This is a genomic window from Sphingobacterium allocomposti, assembly GCF_008124885.1.
Classification (GTDB): Bacteria; Bacteroidota; Bacteroidia; order Sphingobacteriales; family Sphingobacteriaceae; genus Sphingobacterium; species Sphingobacterium allocomposti.
Genome location: NZ_VNHX01000006.1, coordinates 92539 through 110155, shown reverse-complemented (window position 1 = coordinate 110155; position 17617 = coordinate 92539). Strand labels below are relative to the sequence as shown.

12 protein-coding genes are annotated in these 17617 nt (G+C 41.6%); 10 read left to right on the top strand and 2 right to left on the bottom strand.

Features of this window, described 5'->3' with window-relative positions:
- Window positions 1-340 precede the first annotated feature (340 nt).
- The 6 genes from BC792_RS06450 to BC792_RS06425 all read left to right on the top strand — a co-directional run bounded on the left by BC792_RS06450 (window position 341) and on the right by BC792_RS06425 (window position 7112).
- Window positions 341-607 (top strand): hypothetical protein, encoded by a 267-nt coding sequence (locus BC792_RS06450; protein ID WP_148908168.1) that lies wholly within the window; start codon window positions 341-343, stop codon window positions 605-607.
- 295 nt (window positions 608-902) lie between these two features.
- Window positions 903-1169: a hypothetical protein gene (locus BC792_RS06445; RefSeq protein WP_148908167.1), complete on the top strand. Its 267-nt coding sequence runs from the start codon at window positions 903-905 to the stop codon at window positions 1167-1169.
- 363 nt (window positions 1170-1532) lie between these two features.
- The gene (locus BC792_RS06440; protein ID WP_148908166.1) at window positions 1533-2663 is read left to right on the top strand and encodes a 6-bladed beta-propeller; all 1131 of its coding nucleotides are present in this window, start codon (window positions 1533-1535) and stop codon (window positions 2661-2663) included.
- 29 nt (window positions 2664-2692) lie between these two features.
- Entirely contained in the window at window positions 2693-3100 is a 408-nt protein-coding gene (locus BC792_RS06435; protein ID WP_148908165.1) for a DUF1573 domain-containing protein, read from the top strand.
- Between the two features lie 27 nt (window positions 3101-3127).
- A complete protein-coding gene (locus BC792_RS06430; protein WP_148908164.1) occupies window positions 3128-4315 on the top strand; it encodes a 6-bladed beta-propeller in 1188 nt (395 codons plus the stop codon).
- Complete coding sequence (locus BC792_RS06425) at window positions 4305-7112, top strand: carboxypeptidase regulatory-like domain-containing protein (RefSeq protein WP_148908163.1); 2808 nt, start codon at window positions 4305-4307, stop codon at window positions 7110-7112. Before BC792_RS06430 ends, BC792_RS06425 begins: the two co-directional genes overlap by 11 nt.
- A gap of 217 nt (window positions 7113-7329) precedes the next feature.
- Here BC792_RS06425 and BC792_RS06420 read toward each other — a convergent pair whose 3' ends face one another.
- Window positions 7330-9984 carry a hypothetical protein gene (locus BC792_RS06420; protein ID WP_148908162.1) on the bottom strand — a complete coding sequence of 885 codons (2655 nt, stop codon included), beginning with the start codon at window positions 9982-9984 and terminating at the stop codon, window positions 7330-7332.
- 6 nt (window positions 9985-9990) lie between these two features.
- Window positions 9991-10881 (bottom strand): GLPGLI family protein, encoded by an 891-nt coding sequence (locus BC792_RS06415; RefSeq protein WP_148908161.1) that lies wholly within the window; start codon window positions 10879-10881, stop codon window positions 9991-9993.
- Window positions 10882-11676: 795 nt separating this feature from the next.
- Here BC792_RS06415 and BC792_RS06410 point away from each other — a divergent pair.
- The 4 genes from BC792_RS06410 (at window position 11677) to BC792_RS06395 (ending at window position 17613) form a co-directional block, all read left to right on the top strand.
- The gene (locus tag BC792_RS06410) at window positions 11677-12561 is read left to right on the top strand and encodes a bestrophin family protein (RefSeq protein ID WP_148908160.1); all 885 of its coding nucleotides are present in this window, start codon (window positions 11677-11679) and stop codon (window positions 12559-12561) included.
- Window positions 12562-12668: 107 nt separating this feature from the next.
- Window positions 12669-13550, top strand: a complete 882-nt coding sequence (locus BC792_RS06405; RefSeq protein ID WP_148908159.1) for a DUF808 domain-containing protein — start codon at window positions 12669-12671, stop codon at window positions 13548-13550.
- A gap of 88 nt (window positions 13551-13638) precedes the next feature.
- A complete protein-coding gene (locus tag BC792_RS06400; protein WP_148908158.1) occupies window positions 13639-14106 on the top strand; it encodes a hypothetical protein in 468 nt (155 codons plus the stop codon).
- Between the two features lie 279 nt (window positions 14107-14385).
- Window positions 14386-17613 carry a SusC/RagA family TonB-linked outer membrane protein gene (locus BC792_RS06395; RefSeq protein WP_148908157.1) on the top strand — a complete coding sequence of 1076 codons (3228 nt, stop codon included), beginning with the start codon at window positions 14386-14388 and terminating at the stop codon, window positions 17611-17613.
- The last annotated feature ends 4 nt before the right edge of the window (window positions 17614-17617 follow it).

Genomic DNA, 17617 nt, shown 5'->3' with positions numbered 1-17617 from the left:
TCTGAGCAGGTAGGGATAGAGCGGTAAGGTCAACAATCACATTTATTACCGATGCATAACTTTAACGTTTGACGAACCAAGGCCCGTTGCTTTCTGATTGATTCATATATTTAATATATCAAATTAACATTTGTAATAATAATGGTGGATTGGAGTCGAGGTGTCTTTGGTTTGGATTATTGATACCCAGATATTAACAAAGTCTTCTTGTATTTTAACATTTTTTATTTTTTTATCAAAATATAATGTTATTTCGTTATCTTTCGAATAATTAGCGAAATAACGGTATTGTCGGCAATTCAAACCATTTTTAGCTACCTACTAACAAAAAATTAAAGTTATGAAAAAGAAATTGAAATTATTCACTTTTGCTATCGCAGTAGCGGCTGCTGTGGTAGTCTCCATCGACGGTTCAATGAGTTTTTTTTCAACTGCATATGGGCAATCAAATCCCAAAACTTGGACTGCAGTTGGAGTTACCTGCTACGATGGTGATGGCAGAGCCTATGCAATCGCTGTAGGGTGTTTTGAAGGAACATTAACGAGTTGTACTCCAATAAATTGTCCACCTCCAAAACCGCCGACACCACCGAACCCACCGCATTAAAATTTAGCCGGACAAAAGTTCGGGGCGCCGGCTTGATTATGATATAGTATTGTTGAAGCTGGAAGGGTCCGGTTGATCATGATATAAATCGCTTGCCGTTTTTTCTTTAAGAATTTGTAATTTTTTACACTTTGTTATCTTCATTTGAACGGTTAAACCTCGGACAATATAATCTTGAATTTACATTTTTTTAAAAACAGTATATTATTCACTATGTTTCGAATAGTTATCTAAAAGTTATTATTGCCGACAATTCCAATACTATTTTGGCTACCCTAATTAACAATTCAAATTTATGAAGAAGAAACTAAAATTACTCGCATTTGCCACTGGAACAGTAGTTGCTGCGATGGCATCCCTTAACGGATCAACCAGTATTTTTTCAAACGTATATGGACAATCAGGCTCTCAAACTTGGAAAGCCGAACAGGTTGATTGTTATGATGGTACGGGTAAAATCGTCGGAACTGCCGTAGGTTGTTTTAATGGGCTTTTACCTTTTTGCACTCCACAAAATTGCCCACCTCCGAAACCACCGACGCCACCAAATCCGCCCCATTAGAGAATCTGGCCGGTCGACCATGCGGTTCGGCTGGCTTTTCCAAAGATAAGGCAATGTAGAAACATATTTAATGCTTGATTTGACTGCTATCCGAATCGGTACCACTGTCCGGTACTTCTCGAATTTTACTAAATAAAATTGAACATGATTGATGTTTTATTAGCAATTTATACATTGATATCTGCGAATGGATTTTGATGGATGAATAATATATATATGTTTTGCTATAATATGCTTTTAGTCAAGTTGTTATCAGTGTATTTTTATATTCGACTGCTTAATAAGACCTTGTGTTCTCGACAATTCAACTCTATTTAAATTATCTTATTATTTTAAAATTTCCTAAAAATTTAGATTGACTCGATGAATAAAATTTTTGTACTTATATGCGCGTTGTTTACATTGTCCTGTTCGAATAAACCGGTAGCTAATGAAGACAAGGAGGTTTATACCATTAATCTAGATAATGGAAAATCAAACAGATCCATTGCACAAAAAGTGGGTGTTACAAACATTCTCAGATTAAACTGCTCGGATAGTGTATCCCTATCCAATTCTAACTATATCAAACGGATATATCATGTAAAGGGGCGTAATTATATTTTTGATTCGAAATTTATGGCTATAAACGTATTTGACACTATTGGAAATTACGTTGGCCAGATAGGGTCGCTCGGAACAGGATATGGCCAATTTAGCAATCTCCAGGATGTGCAATATGACAAAAGAAGTAACACGCTAGTAGCTCTTTGTAACTCTCCGAGAAAGATAATAGAATTCAGTCCAACAGGAAAAGTCCTAAAAGAAATGCCGATAAGTTTTTTTGCATCGAACTTTACAATAAACGAGTCTAATTCGTTTTACTTCTTCCGTAACCAAAATTTCGGCGAAAAGGAGAATCCTACGAATTTAGTGCGAACAGATAATAAATATAAGATAAAAAGTGACTTTTTTGAAATTAGAAATGGTCTTAATATGGCAGTAGGTTTTGCCGGCGCTGTATTTGGTAACGGGACGGAAGTCTTCTACAATCCGCCATTCGAGCGAACGATATACGAAATTCGAGACGATCAAGGCTATGCACAGTTTAAAGTTAACTTCGGATCCTTGCATAATATAGATTATTTTACGCCCGATTCGGCTATGTTGTATTTGATTAATAAAAGTATAATTACCAATAATTTACTTTGGATCAACGATTTTTTGCTTTTCAATTACACCCGAGAGGGTCAAAAAAAGTTGGCGATTTTTGATAAAAAGATTAAAATTACGTACTCGAGTGAAGCACAGGACCCACTTGATAATCTTTTTAACGAAAGTGTCTTTTTTGACGGAAATCGCTTAGCTCTACTAATCACCCCGAGTTATAAATATAGAATTTCGGACCTTCAAAAAAAAGAGTTAGAAAAAAGATTTCCATTACTCTATGACGAGTTATCTAGAACCGACAGCTGCGATTTTCCACTAATTGCGTATTTATCTATTAACCGATAAATAAATAAAATACATCATCTATTTATTCTATGAAATACTTTTTATATCTCATTATAGCAATAAGCTTAGGGATAATAATTTATGGTTTTGTTAAAAAGTCGTTTAACAAAAAGAATCCTAAAGTAATGGAATACAGCTTATCTAAAAGGCTTATTACAGTGGGAGAACATAAGCAAAATGTCCCAGTGAATGCTGAGTTTTTGCTAAAAAATTTAGGCGAAACTCCAATAGAAATCCGGGCGGTACATCCGGATTGCCATTGTACTACATATCACGTTTCCAATAAAAGTATTAATCCGGGAGACACGAGTGTGATATCACTAGAATACAATGCCCGGATACCTGGAGTCTTTCAGGCCTCGGCGACACTCGATTTGCATGGGGAGAATGATAGGCAAGAACTGCTTGTTTTCAGAGGAACAATAATAAGCGATTGATTAAATCATACTTAAAACGACTACGACATGATCAGAAATAGAAGATTCCTATTAATACTACTTTATAGCTTTTTCTTTATTATTCTTCGATCTCAAACCGCTAACGAAACAATACGGATTGATCCCGATAATGCGCTGGGCGCTACAGTCTCAGATTTTTTTGACCACGTTGATATCATTCCCTTGGAAACCACAAAAGAGAGTGTGTTCGGAAGAGTTTATCAGCTAAAGGTAATTGATAATCGGCTTATAATAGGAGATAACGAAACACTTGCTCTTCTAATTTTTTCAAGCGACGGAAAATTTATAAAAAAGCTGAAGCTGCAAAAAGATTTTACAATCGACCGAAAAAACAAAGAGATTGCCGTATTAGATGGAGACAACAAAATCAGTTACTACGATCTCAATGGTAAATTGTTGCGTTCGAAAAAACTCGAAGGTGAATTTACTGCGCTTTTTAGCTTTAATAATGGAGGATTCGCATTAAGTTCTCCCAGGCCATCACAACCTGCCAGATTACAGGGCATTAAACATGATGTATTTTTAGTTGACAATTCGCTAAAACGCGTGGGCTCCCTTTTTCCTTACGATGCAACATTCGGAATTATGGATTATAATCAGTACTACGACATGTTTAACGATCAGGGGAACGGGACCACCATTTACTCCTTACCTTATCGCTATACTGCATTTGAAATTGATGAAACTGGAATAAGTAGAACATATAAATTCATATTTCCGGAGAAATACTCGCTTCCTAAAGATTTTGATAACGACAGTATCTTTTTTAACAAGCGCAAGGATTATATATTTAACCCGAAAAGTGATCAGGACTATTATAGGTTCAGAGGCTTAAATCCATTCTATCGGCATCAAAATTTGCTCTTTTTTAACACCAATTCTGTATACCTGACATACAATAATGATCTCGTATACGATCTATCCTCCAGGAATATTTTCTCTTTAAACAGAATTGTTGGCGACAGCACATCGTTCTATCTTCCGATACTACATGCCCAATCACAGCAATCGTTAAGAGCAATTGACGAAAACAGTATATATACCACTATGCCGGCAGGGGCATTGTTACAGCTGAAAAAGGAGATCGATCTTTCGGGTAAATCACCAACTCGTCTGTTCAAGATTACTGAAATGGTTAAATCTACGGACAACCCCATTATAATCCGATCGAGATTCAAAACAAATGATAAATAAAGTTGCTGTCATTTTCTTGCTGCTTATCGCCGTGTATTCCGTTTCCGCTCAGGTCAATACGCTTCGTAATGGCTTGGTAGAAGGGCAAATCAAAGATACAGTCCTCAATCGTGTATTGCCAACAGCGACAGTTTCGGTTTATTCAGAATCGGAATATAAACTATTGGGTTATACATTGACAGATCGAGAAGGTGTTTTTAAGATAGCAGATCTCCCTGCTGAGCAGGCTTTAAAATTGGTCGTCAGTTATCTAGGCTACACGCAGCTTCAACGTAGCTTTACGCTACGTGATGGTGAAAAGCTAAAGTTGGGACTATTAAATATGCAGATACAGCCGAATATGTTGGAGGAAATAGAGATCACTGCTGTGCCACCTGTTCGAATGAATGGCGATACGTTAGAGTTCAATGCGAGTGCTTTTCACCTTGATCCAAATGCAGTAGCTGAAGATTTGTTAAAGAAGTTACCGGGCGTAGTTGTTTGGGGAGACGGGATGATCACCGTAAATGGCAGAGAAATAGATGCCCTCCTGGTAAACGGAAAGCCTTTCTTCGGCGGCCACAGCAAAATAGCCACGCAAAACATTGCCAAAAACGCTATCGAAAAAGTTCAGGTGTACAAAAAAAACTTGATGGCAAATGCAATAGACTCAACAACGGCAGTGAATCTCGTTTTGAAGGAGCCGAACGCCATTGGATACTTCGGAAAAGGAAGTATCGGAGCCGGATTTACGAATAGGCATGACCTCACGGCAAATCTAAACGCATTTTCTGCTGTCAATCAGTTTTCGGGAATCATTGGCTCAAATAACATCAACAAGGAAAGCAACGATATCGGGGTTCTGATTAGGAACAACACTTTTAAAGGCAGTAACCTGCAAAGCGAGTACGAAACTGATTTTTCGAAAATGGGTGACATACGATCCAGGAAAGCAGGTTTTTTTGCGGAACATTTTCTTAGGTCCGATTTATCGAATCAGAACATGAATAAAATCAAGATCGATTACTTACGTAACATAGTGGATTTGGATCTACGAAGAGATATTGATGCTATAACGGCAATTAACGAAGATGAAGATCAGCGACGGAAATCCGCCGATCAAACGGAAACCAATCAAAAAGCACATCTCACCAATGGAAGCTATTTCAATAAAATCGGGAATTTCTCGATTGATTTAACTGCAAAAATAGCAATAGAGAGAGATAACAGCCAAACAAACTTAATTGATTCCGTCATGAGCACCGCATCTGGTCTGCTTAGTTCACGGAGGCAAGGGAAAAATATTGAGACAGATAGAAAACTATTGGACTTGAACTTTTCGGTAGGCCATGACAAAGATCAGGATAGGAGCTTTTTGATCCCCGGAGACTGGAAAATAGATTACGGACTTAAGACTGTTGATAAGTCAGAATCCAGTCGGAACGTTCTTGATTTTACGGCTGTTAGTCAGTCATTCCGTCAAGACTTTGATCGCTTATCAGACTATCGGCATCGTGCGATAGAACATCGGTTCGCTGGCCGATATGGTAATCTTTTAAAAAGCATCTTACGGCGGCAGATCTACAACAATAGTATTGAACTCGTAGGCGATCTTACCCTTGGAGATAGAAGAATTTCTAATATAGTTGCCGACATTTCCGGAGGTGGCCTATTGGCAGATAATAATAATCTTTCGTACGATCGGAAGGAGGATTATGTCGATTTACAGGGGGGGATTGTATGGACGTACAGTGGAAGGAAACAGCTTTCGGGGAGGTTTAGCACGAGAAATACGCTATCCATCGACGTACGTAATCAGATATTTTCTTTAAATAACACGTCTAACAGATCCTTTCAAAATTTGTCACTAAATTATAGCCGTATTTTGCCTAAGATATCTTATTCCATCACGCACCACAAAGATAGACGGTTCCAAAACTCCTTTAAAGCTGACTTGCTTTCAAAATTCAATTATCCGGAGATCGAAAATCTTGTTCCTATTGTCGATAGTGCGTTGGTGTTTGATGTCAATTTGGGAAACAGAAGTCTTAAACCAAGTAACAACCGTGAGCTTCATCTATCGTTTACACACAGAAGATTAAAGACAAATGCCTTCGTTTATTCCCTATACCTAAAGTTATCCGATATTATTGACCCGCTGGGATTCTTCACCTCTATTGACTCCACAGGAAAATCAAGTTACTATATGGATAACTTTGACCGAAGTCATGTTTTGGATTTCGGATACGAAACCAGCCAATCTTATAAATTTGACAACGATCAGTTACAAATTAGGAGTAGCGGCAATCTCAATTATTCCTCATTACCCAACCGATTAAGGTTGCCGGATCAAAGTGTTTTCATGAACACGACCCAAAGCGTCCGTTTGCGCGTTAATGCAGATCTATATTACAGCTTTCATGAAATAGTAGAGGCCAGTATAAAGTATGCATTTTTACAGAACAGGATAACCCACGAGGCTTCTCGTACCACGCTTACCAACCGCTCTCATAAAATCGGTGCAGCTGCGCTAGTGAAATGTGGGAAGAAATGGGTGGCAGGGGTAGAAGCCACCCATAATAGCGTTACTTTTTGGGACATGCCGAGCTCATTCAATATCGTAAATTTAAAACTCTCCAAACGATTTCTTAAACAGGATAATTTAGAACTGACCCTATCGGGAAGTGACATTTTCAATCAAAATCAACGATTATTTTTTGAAAACACGTTGTATACAAATAGCCAGGAAAGGCAAAATATGCTACGGCGGTACTACTTGTTATCGGTGGCCTACTACCCGAGAAAATTTACTAAGTAACTTCCCCTGATTTGAGTTGCCTGGCCTTATTTCATTTTGCTGGCTTTATTCATCAATTACCTAAGTGTTTTATAAGAGTTTGTTTTCGGGATTGATAGCGAGGCGAATTTTGTTTTGGGCTTAATCGCTGACAAATAAGCGGAGTCTTTTTGTTCCCTATATTCGTTAAAAACTATCCCGAAGCTAAACATGTTCAAAAATGCCAGTTTATGGCGTTCTATCTTCTTTTAAAACTGCTTAAGGGGAGAAGTACACTTGCCACTGCTGTTCGTCCCCTGAGTCTGTAACTTCTGTTAAACGTCATGTTTGGAGCTATCATGATAGAGCTATTCTCACGTTCGTCCAAAATATTATTTAATGCAAGCTCGTATTCCATGGAAACAGGCCTTTTGGAAACGACGCGGATAGAAGCATTTAAAAAATTTAAATTTACTTTCGATACATCGTTTTTCAACCTGAAGGTGTTTCCCTGAATCGACCAAAATATATTGTTTCTGATATGAAAGGTCACTTGGCCGGCGTGACGTTGTATCTGTGTTTTTTCGTCAGCGGATAAAACCTCAGCAGTTTCTCCTTTCATCCAGTTTAGTGAACCTGTATAGTTCCAGTGCAAAAAGGTTCCCAGCTTGCCCTGCAGGATAGGTGAGAGGCTCATGTTGTTAACCTTGAAAGGAAGCATTTCGTCGTTTATGATCCGCTCGGAATGATTCGTCCTGTGGCTGATCTGTATAGAGGAGGTTCCATTTAAAAAACCTAAAAATTTACTTGCCGACAATTTCAGGTCCCGCGTTTCTAATTTGTTATCCTCTTCGATAAAGAGACTTCTGGTATTATTCTCTTCAATTTCCAGTTTATGGGTAAGATTCAATCTTGCGGTGCTGTAGCTATAGTGGATATTCAGGAACAGCATCTTCTCGACGAAATCTAAACCATAGCCTAACTGGTAATCGTGTTTTAAGGTATATGGAATGACGGGTATTCCGCGGCTTAATGTGCGAAAATCAGACATTATTACGTTTGAGTAGATGTCGTCGATCCGTCCGAACAGTTGTTCTCTGGAAAACTCCAATTTCAAATGTTGTTTTCTCGAGATGATGTATCGGAGGTTGGCCGCAGGTGTAAAAAGGAGGTACGACCGTGTATCAGCTTTTTTTTCGGTATCATCCCGTACGTAGATGTGCTGGATGCCGACAGGAACCCGAACGTTAAACCGGATCGCCTTGCGGTTCCATTGTAACTGCGTATGGAAGTTGCCCTTTATCTCGTTCCAATGACTGTTGTTTAGTATTTCCAGGGAGCCTTCCGCGGCATCAACTGATCGTAAGTTCGAGTTAAGTTTACTGACGTTTAAGCCGCCCTCTACCCCATACGTGTGATACAGGTTCCGCCATCTTGATCCTGTAAAGTCTGCTAAAAGAGAGGATGAAAATTCTTGTTTCCTCACTGCTTGCCTGGCCTGCTCGAATAGGCCAAATATCTCTAATACGTTGAGTGTACTATCTGAAAGATAGTGTTGGATTTCCGGCGAATCCGAAAAGGAATTGAGCCATCTAAAATTCCAGACGTTTTTGTTTTTTGTGTTTGGGATAAACTGGGTGCTATTACGTAGGCTGAAAGACCGCTGTTGTAACTGTTCTTGTATTGTAAATGAGTTCGACGATAACTGGTCTGAAGTTCGGTGGTTTTTTAACGAGGCGAAGAGCTCATTGCTTAGGTAAAGAGCCTCCGTGTTCTTTGTTAAGTTGGCCGAAAAGTCCGTCTGAAGTGGTTTGAAAGTAATATCTGTGCTTTCGGTGTTTGTTACCTCGTCGTCGATCAAGACATATTTTTGCAGCGCAAACGTATTCATGATCTTTCTATCTAAATAGGCTCCTCCGTTGACTTTTAAATTCCAGTTACCTTTTGTTTTGAATAGCAGATTGGAAGATATCCCTGTGCTGTTGTTTCGGTTGAAATTGCCTGTAGGCTCGTTTGGCACATCTGTCATACCGGTTTTAAGAATAGGGAGGGACTGATTTTCTTTGCTCCTTATAACCAAATCCCTGACTGCGAGCTCAACATCTTCTTCAAGACTTGTCGTTTTGACGTCATTTAACATTTTGAATCCTTTATTCAGATAGATGTTGCTCAGATGGACGTGATATTGCCCCGGTATTCCGCCTCCTGCTTTGACTTCGCCGAGTAGTTTTGCCTTTGCAGTTTCCTTTATGCTTAGATTAATCGCTACATCATTTGAATTTAGTTTATCTTTTAATGCCCGTATCTCCTGATGATTTTTATAGACCTCGACTGTCGTCACCAGATCGTGGGGGATGGTTTTTGCACCTATCCCATACCTGTTTCCCAACAGATCGTCCCCGTCAATATAAAATTTTGAAATCGTTTGTCCGTTATAAGAGATCGCCCCGTTGTCGTCTACATGAAAGCCTGGCATTTTCCGCAGCACTTCGCCGATGCTTCTGTCTGACGAATCTGCAAAATTTTGTACTTGATAGATTATTGTGTCCCGGTTTTGACGCATAATGGGAGGCTTGCCGATCTGCACTGCTTCTAGCAGATTTTGCTTTGGGTGTAAAGTCACGGTTAAATCGCTTTCTAAACGAAATGGAATCTGTAGTCGCACATAAGATACGTGATTAATCTCTATGGTAGCGTTCGCGTTACGTAGGTTTTCGGCGTATTTTAAAATGAAATGGCCGTCTCCTCCTGTAGATGCGAAGGCGATAATTTTTTCCTTTGTTTTTAAGAAGACGTTCGCATTGGCGATGCCCATGCCTTCCTCATTTACGACACGACCGTTTATGTTCGATTGTGCGATTGTATATGAAATTTGGCAAATGGAGATCAGCCAGATTAGTACTTTTTTTGGCATCTGATGTTATCTGCTGTTTTGATCGGCCGTTAAATCGATTGGATTTGATATGACGGCCGACCAGGAGTAAGGGTTGGATACGCCGTAGTCTAATGTTCCGCCGAGTTCATGCATGGCATGAATTTGCGTTATCTGAAAGCTTCGGATATCCTTTCTCGCAGTTTGTTTCAATTTAAGTAAGTCCTTTTCGCTGGCTAGCTTCGTTGCCCGGAACCCGTTGGTCAGTTGGATCACTTTGTATTCGGCCATTCTTTCAAAAACCGGGTTGTTTGTCGCGGCCTCTTCAAGGGCCTGTAGTGTAAATTGGACTTCTCCTTTGTCGTCAGATGCCGAAACGATCAGACCGGGTAGACCTCTCAATAGCCATGGGCCGGTAGGAAATGCTATTTCGGGAGTGAACCAAACTTGCCAGGTCCGTCCTAAATAGTTTAATGAGGCTTTATAGCAGTTCAGGCCTAAAATCTGTTTTTGCTCTGTTGAAATTGTCCAGTGAGGTGCCGTGATTGTTTTAGGGTAATAGAAATGCCGTGCCAGATAGGTGTTGATTAAAATGTCGTTCGTGGCATAATCGGTTAATATCTCTTCCGGCGTGATAATTTTCGCAGCCTTAATTTTAACGTGTTCTTCGCCCTGTGCCAATTGTTGCTTGACGTAGTCGTCTATAGCGACGTGCTCTAATAGCTTGTCATAGCTGAAGTACAGGGCGTGCTTCTCTCCGAAAAGTAAAGCCATTTTTTCTAGTTTCACGTTTTTCGTTGTTGTATCTTTAATATGGGCATATTCATAGTAAGCCCGATACAGCGGTTTTTCCTTTACTATGGCTAAATCTTCCTGTGCGGAAATCTGTGTAGTGAAAAAGAGGAGGGCGATGAATGAAAAAACAGTACGGTTGAGCATAGCTAATTAATTTTGGATGGGTTTTACATATACATCGTTGTTGACAATTTTTTTCATGGAACTGGGAGACGGCAACCTCATGTTTTTGTTTATGAAACAGGTTCCCTGCTCGGCGGTGCGCAAGGTATCCAATCCCGGAATAAGAATAGAAGTCCTTTTCTAAGAGGGTCTCGTAATCTTTTCTGTTCTATTTATAAGCTTCCGGCCCCGCTAGCTTTTTTGTCCCAAGAATTCGTACCGGTTCATGGTAAATAGCAGCAATGTTCCTCGAACAGCTGCTAGGAGAATCTTTGATTTTTTCATGTTTTAAGTCTATACCTCAAATATATGTGAAATTAAAATAACTTGACGATTGAAACTTATTTTTGCATTTAATCTGTTTTAAGTTTTTGATTTTCAGATTGCTGTTTTGATTTTATTCGTCCTGTGTGCGGTGGTGAAACACAATTGTGTATCACTTATTGTGTTTTTAGTGAGTTTAAATTCTTCTTTTGAACTTGTGAAATGGCGTTTATATCTTTTAAATAGCATTGTTTTTGATTATTCGACCTTTAATCATATCATTTTTAATTGAAAAAATATTAGTTTATTTTTCGCCTGTTGCTGCGAAAGTCCCACCCGTTTATGTCCGGCGGAGCGTTGTTGAAAAAGCGTACCGTGCGGTCGGCGAACTTAAAAATATTGTTAAAGCCGCTACTCAGGCTATGATCCATGAAACGTTCTTAAAAAATGATGGGCGTCTAAAACATTTTGATCGTTTTTCTATTTTTTATTTACGTTGATGGATAAAATTATATGCTCCTAAAAAGTAAGATCTCGATATGGGACTTTGTCAAAACGATAAAGTCTGATTTAATTGCGATTACTGTTTTCAGTATAGCGGTAGGTCTGATCGCAAAGGGACACTACCTGGAATCGCTGGTTATCCCGTTGGGGCTTATTGCCATTGTGGGAACCGCCATCTCGCTGTTGCTGGCGTTTAGGACCGGGCAGTCTTACGATCGCTGGTGGGAAGCCCGGATTATATGGGGCGCTATAGTAAACGATTCAAGAACTTTACTTCGGCAACTAAAGGAATTTCTTCCTGAAACGTGCTTGGCGGATATCCGCCGGTTTGCCGAGCGTCAGATCATATGGAACTACGCGCTCAGTGAGTCCCTGCGCGGAACGGCATTTTCGGATCGGGTAACAGCGTATATACACGAACACCAGATACAGGACTACAACGTGCCAAACGCGCTACTGGGGCTGCATGGGACACATCTTCGGGAGCTCGCCGAAGGCGGAAAAATAAGCGAATTCCGTCAGGTGCAGATAGATTCGACGTTGAGCCGCCTTTGCGATTCAATGGGAAAGTGTGAACGCATTAAAAACACCGTGTTCCCCGTTTCCTATGGTACATTGATACATTTTTTAATTTACCTTTTCACGCTTTTGCTGCCCTTCGGCCTGGACGACGATTATGCGCTTATAAAGGCTGTACTTACGGCCGGTATTCCGACTATTTTTATCATTATAGAACGAACAGCCATCCTTATGCAGGATCCTTTTGAAAACGGACCGTTGGACACGCCTATGACGAGCATCAGCCAAAACATCGAAGTAGCCTTACGGCAGCAGCTAGGCGAGCGGGTTGAGAGGCCCGCTCCGCCGGCTCCCGATGCGTACTATATATTGTAAGACGGCGCCTCGGAGAAGCATACGGCTGTCAAAGTCGCCGCCTCCCGTGGTATTCGAATATCCATTTTTATTTATATTTTTATGGCAATAAGTTTAAAACAACGTGTATGGCCTCAGGTATTTTTGCGGTATTAGATGATATAGCAGCTTTAATGGACGATGTAGCGGTGACAAGTAAGATTGCCACGCGGAAGACAGCCGGAATATTGGGAGATGATCTCGCCGTTAATGCCGAGAAAGCGACCGGTTTTCTGGCTTCCAGAGAACTGCCCGTCTTATGGGCGATTACAAAAGGGTCGTTGATCAATAAGCTTATTATCGTGCCGATTGCCCTGTTGCTGAATGCTTTCTTTCCTGCTGCCATAAAGGTGATTTTGGTGCTGGGTGGTTTCTATTTAGCTTATGAAGGCGTAGAAAAAATCATCGAATACTTTTTTCATCGTCCGAAAACCGGCCAGGAAGTAATTAAGGAGAAAGAACAGGACAACGCCGATGCAGAACGGGCGAAGATAAAGTCAGCGGTGACGACAGACTTTATTTTGTCCGTCGAAATTGTCATTATCGCGCTGGGCACCGTTTTAGATCGAAGTCTGACAATACAGATCGTTACGGTATCTGTGGTTGCACTGATTGCAACTATTGGCGTCTATGGTATCGTTGCGCTTATTGTGCGGATGGACGATGCGGGCTACCAACTTATCAAACGATCTCAGGACAGAGGGCTGGTATCCAGTTTTGGACATTTGCTTGTCCGCGCGCTGCCCATTATTATCAAGTGTCTGGCTGTTATTGGCACCATAGCGCTGCTCTTGGTATCCGGAGGTATTTTTGTACATAATATAGACTATCTACATCATTTGTTTCCCTCGTTGCCTTCCATTGTTAAAGAGTTTCTGATAGGTTTACTGGCCGGCTTGGCGGTCGTCGTGCTACTTCTGCCGTTAAAAAAGCTCTATTCGGCGTTTGTGCGGCGCAACGAGACATCGTAATAATTAGATAAAGTTAATTTAATACGCTGTTTGTAGGCGAGCGTTATTTTTGTTGGTAGAAGTTTACCACTTATATCGGAGGTGCGTTATGACAAAGGCTTTCAAACATTCACAACGTATTGCCCAGCTAGGATGCGCTGCCGTCCTGGGCGTAATAATGATAGCCTGTCAGGAAGATCGTTCCGGTGCCCTCAAAGCATCTTGGAACCGGCAGGGACAACCGGAGCACCGCCGCCCCCATGTTCGCTTGGAGCAGGCCGATAAAAGTTTAGATGCGCCGCATGGAAAAACGGTGCTGTTGAGAGGCAAGTTAGCCTACGAATACGACGATGCCGCGATCTATCCATTAAATGATCATACCAGCTTTAAACCTGTCTGGTTGCATCTTGACGAGCAGGACGCCGATCTACACCACTTTTTATTACAGCACGATGGCGCCGTGGTTGCTGTCATAGGCGAGCTCGACACGGCGGGGTGGTTTAATCCGCTCGAATATGGCGGCGCCTTGAGGAATATTTTGGAAGTAAAAGCATCGCAGCCCGTAAAAACACGCTAGCCGCCGCCTTCGGGTTACTGTAATAGATAGCTGACAATCCACTTCTCTTATTACCTGTTTAAGTAGGCCGGACAGATGCGCCATCGTATTAGCCACTGCTGTCGACACCCCTCTACATCTACGTTTTCATTCCCGTCAGGTTGTTGTTGCACCTAAATACGCCGGATTGCTTTTTTTTGTCAATATACGGTGAAATCCGGTTAAAAAGCGGGCAAACGGCTGACAAAAATCTTCCGAGATTAGACATTAAATTGATCAACTAAACTAAACCACCACTACATGAACAAAAAGAAAATTGCCTTTTTGGCAGCAGGTCTTTTCTTCTCGGCGGCGCTGTTTGCCCAAACACAGCTAAGAGGCCGGGTAGTAGACGAGAAAGGTGCGCCCATAGTCGGCGTAACCCTGACACTTAAAGATGGAACAGCGACTCAAACAGGAGCCAATGGCGAGTTCTCCATCACCTATCAACAAGCCGGGCCACTCACCGTTTCCGCGGTAGGGTATAACCGTAAGCAGGTTAACCTTTCTGCGGAGACCACCCTTGAGATTGTCCTAAACCCAGATAGTGAGAGCTTGGATGAAGTTGTTGTGACTGCTATGGGAATATCCCGCGAGAAGAAATCCTTAGGCTACACAATTCAGGAGGTGCAGGCCGAAGAGTTAACCAAAGCAGGTCAGCTCAGCGTGACTGGATCTTTATCGGGCAAGGTTGCTGGCGTACAGGTAAACCAATTCGGCGGGACCGTAGGAGCCTCCTCGCGTATTTCTTTACGAGGAAATTCTTCTGTGAATGCTGACCAGCAGCCCTTGATCGTTGTCGATGGTATTCCAATTTCCAATGATACGCAACGCTCGGGCGACAATACGTATAGCGGCGTCGACTACGGCTCCGGAATCAACGATATTAATCCTGAAGATATAGAAAGTGTAACGGTACTCAAGGGCGGATCGGCAGCGCTGTATGGAATGCGAGCAGGGAACGGAGTAATATTGATTACCACAAAGTCAGGAAGAAAAGGGCAAAAAGGGATAAACTTCGCGTATGACGGCAACTACACGATTGACCAGGTATCGACGTTACCAAAGTACCAAAACCTGTACGGACAGGGATACAACGGTGATGAGTATCATTTTGGTCTATTCGGCGAGGGTCGCTCTTATCAGCAATATGCCCAAGAGGAGGCTTTTTCTTATCTAGACGGAACCGGCAATGGAATTTACGACGGCTATGATGAATCCTGGGGACCCCGGCTTGATGTAGGATTGAAGCTGTCACAATTTGACAGTCCAATAGTAAATGGACAACGGCAGGCGACTGACTGGATATCGCACCCGAATAACGTGCGTGACTTTTTTCAGCTTGGGCAGTCCATGAATCATAATATCTCCATGACCGCCCAGTCGGAAAGATCCAGCACCCGTGCATCGCTTTCTTTCCGAAATCAGGTAGGGACCGTTCCCAATACCGATCAAAAGAGGTACGGAGCGCAGCTTAATACAAACATGATGTTATCGGAAAAATTTTCGTACGACATTAGCACAAGTTATACTCGTACCGAAAGCGATAACATCCTTAACCAAGGATATGATGGTAATAATCCGATGAATGGTTTTATCTGGTTTGGTCGGCAGGTAAACCTAGGTGCACTGAAGAACAATTGGGATCAGCGAGATGATCGCGGGGATTACACCTATTACAACTGGAATACTAATTACCATGTGAATCCTTATTTTAATATATACGAGAATACGAACAGCTACCAAAGGGATCGGTTTTTCGGAAAAACATCGTTGTTTTATCAGCCTTACGAGTTTTTAAAAATCGAGGGGCGTGCCGGATTGGACTATTATAATGCTAAGACGTTTGAGCGCAATTACTTCAATAGTGCCTTTCCCTTCGGCGGTTTTAGAAACGCAAAAACCGATAACGCGGAGCTCAATTTAGATTTGATTGCAACCTTTAATAAACAACTGGGCGATTTTAATTTAATGTTACTTGCGGGCGCAAACTATAGAAATTTAAAATGGGACAGATCTATGTTAGGTGCCGACGCATTAACGGTTTTGGGAGTGTATACCATCGCCAATAAATCGGGGGACGCTATCACGGAAATGGACCATAGCCACATTCGTTCAAATTCGGTGTATGCATCGGGATCTATAGGTTGGAAAGACCAGGTTTATCTAGATGTAAGCGCTCGAAACGATTGGAGTTCGACTATCATAGAAGATTTTTTTTACCCCTCAGCGAGCTTAAGCTGGCTTCCCACAACGACGTTTGAGAATTTAAAGAGCGATATACTAAGTTTTTGGAAGTTGCGTGCTGGCTGGGCCGAAATTGGTGCTGGAACCACTGCTTATCGGAATAGGGTATATTATTATCCTCAGCCTCAATCTTTTAAAGGGGTAGCTCAAGTTTACAAAACAATGACCTATCCAAATGAGAATCTTAGGCCCGAAAGTATTAGAACCTGGGAAATCGGGACAGAAATTGGCCTATTCAATGATAGATTACACGCGGATGTCGTTTATTATTATAAAAATACCCGGGACCAAATCCTTGAAGTAGCAACATCCAATACCGTGGGCTTTAACCGAATGCTTCTGAACGCGGGAGAAATAGAGAATAAAGGTATAGAACTGCAATTGAGAGGAGACATTCTTAAAAAGGAAAGCGGATTCAACTGGTCAACAACTGTAAACTATGCAAAAGATAATAGTAAGATTATCGAGTTGTATCCGCAATTAGAGTTAAACACGTATCAGGTAGGGTGGACCTGGGGCATCGCAAATCAGGCTCGCAAGGGCGAGCGATGGGGAACATTGGTAGGAGGTGGATATGATCGTGTGGAAGAAGGATCGATGGCTGGCGCAATAAAAGTCAATAATAGGGGGCTGGTTGTTAATAAGGCAGCACAAAATATTGGTAACGTAACGCCTGATTTCTTAGCGAGCTGGCGAAACGATTTTCGCTATAACGACTTCTCCTTTGGGTTTTTACTCGACCTCCGCGTGGGGGGCGATATATGGTCGCAAACCATGAACCATAGCTATGTGGCCGGTGTTGCAGAAATTACAGCAGAGAACGGTATACGCGAGCGCGCTATCGTTGCCGGAAGGGACGTCATGACCGACGAACGTTTTGCTATGCAGGATGCCGATGGCAATTGGGTGGAGAATACGATTGAGACAAGTGCCCAAACTTGGTATGAGCAGGGCGGCGTATCAGAGATGTATGTTTTCGACGGCTCGTTTCTCAAACTTCGGGAAGCTTATCTGACTTATAACGTACCTTCAAGATACCTGCAACGGTTAAAAGGCGTAAGCCGGGTCAATTTTTCTTTGATCGGTTCAAATCTGGCGTTGTTATGGACGCATAAATCCAATACGATGCGGTTGGATCCTGAAACCGGTGGTGTCTCAAGTGATAGCCGTGGTGTCGGGTTTGAACAGGCATCTGTGCCTACAGCAAGAAGCTTTGGACTAAAATTAGGAGTAACATTTTAAAGCA

Bases quoted from the DNA above. Each gene is read 5' to 3' on its own strand.
- BC792_RS06450 (WP_148908168.1), top strand. From the start codon at position 341: ATGAAAAAGAAATTGAAATTATTCACTTTTGCTATCGCAGTAGCGGCT.
- BC792_RS06445 (WP_148908167.1), top strand. From the start codon at position 903: ATGAAGAAGAAACTAAAATTACTCGCATTTGCCACTGGAACAGTAGTT.
- BC792_RS06440 (WP_148908166.1), top strand. From the start codon at position 1,533: ATGAATAAAATTTTTGTACTTATATGCGCGTTGTTTACATTGTCCTGT.
- BC792_RS06435 (WP_148908165.1), top strand. From the start codon at position 2,693: ATGAAATACTTTTTATATCTCATTATAGCAATAAGCTTAGGGATAATA.
- BC792_RS06430 (WP_148908164.1), top strand. From the start codon at position 3,128: ATGATCAGAAATAGAAGATTCCTATTAATACTACTTTATAGCTTTTTC.
- BC792_RS06425 (WP_148908163.1), top strand. From the start codon at position 4,305: ATGATAAATAAAGTTGCTGTCATTTTCTTGCTGCTTATCGCCGTGTAT.
- BC792_RS06420 (WP_148908162.1), bottom strand. From the start codon at position 9,984: ATGCCAAAAAAAGTACTAATCTGGCTGATCTCCATTTGCCAAATTTCA.
- BC792_RS06415 (WP_148908161.1), bottom strand. From the start codon at position 10,881: ATGCTCAACCGTACTGTTTTTTCATTCATCGCCCTCCTCTTTTTCACT.
- BC792_RS06410 (WP_148908160.1), top strand. From the start codon at position 11,677: ATGCTCCTAAAAAGTAAGATCTCGATATGGGACTTTGTCAAAACGATA.
- BC792_RS06405 (WP_148908159.1), top strand. From the start codon at position 12,669: ATGGCCTCAGGTATTTTTGCGGTATTAGATGATATAGCAGCTTTAATG.
- BC792_RS06400 (WP_148908158.1), top strand. From the start codon at position 13,639: ATGACAAAGGCTTTCAAACATTCACAACGTATTGCCCAGCTAGGATGC.
- BC792_RS06395 (WP_148908157.1), top strand. From the start codon at position 14,386: ATGAACAAAAAGAAAATTGCCTTTTTGGCAGCAGGTCTTTTCTTCTCG.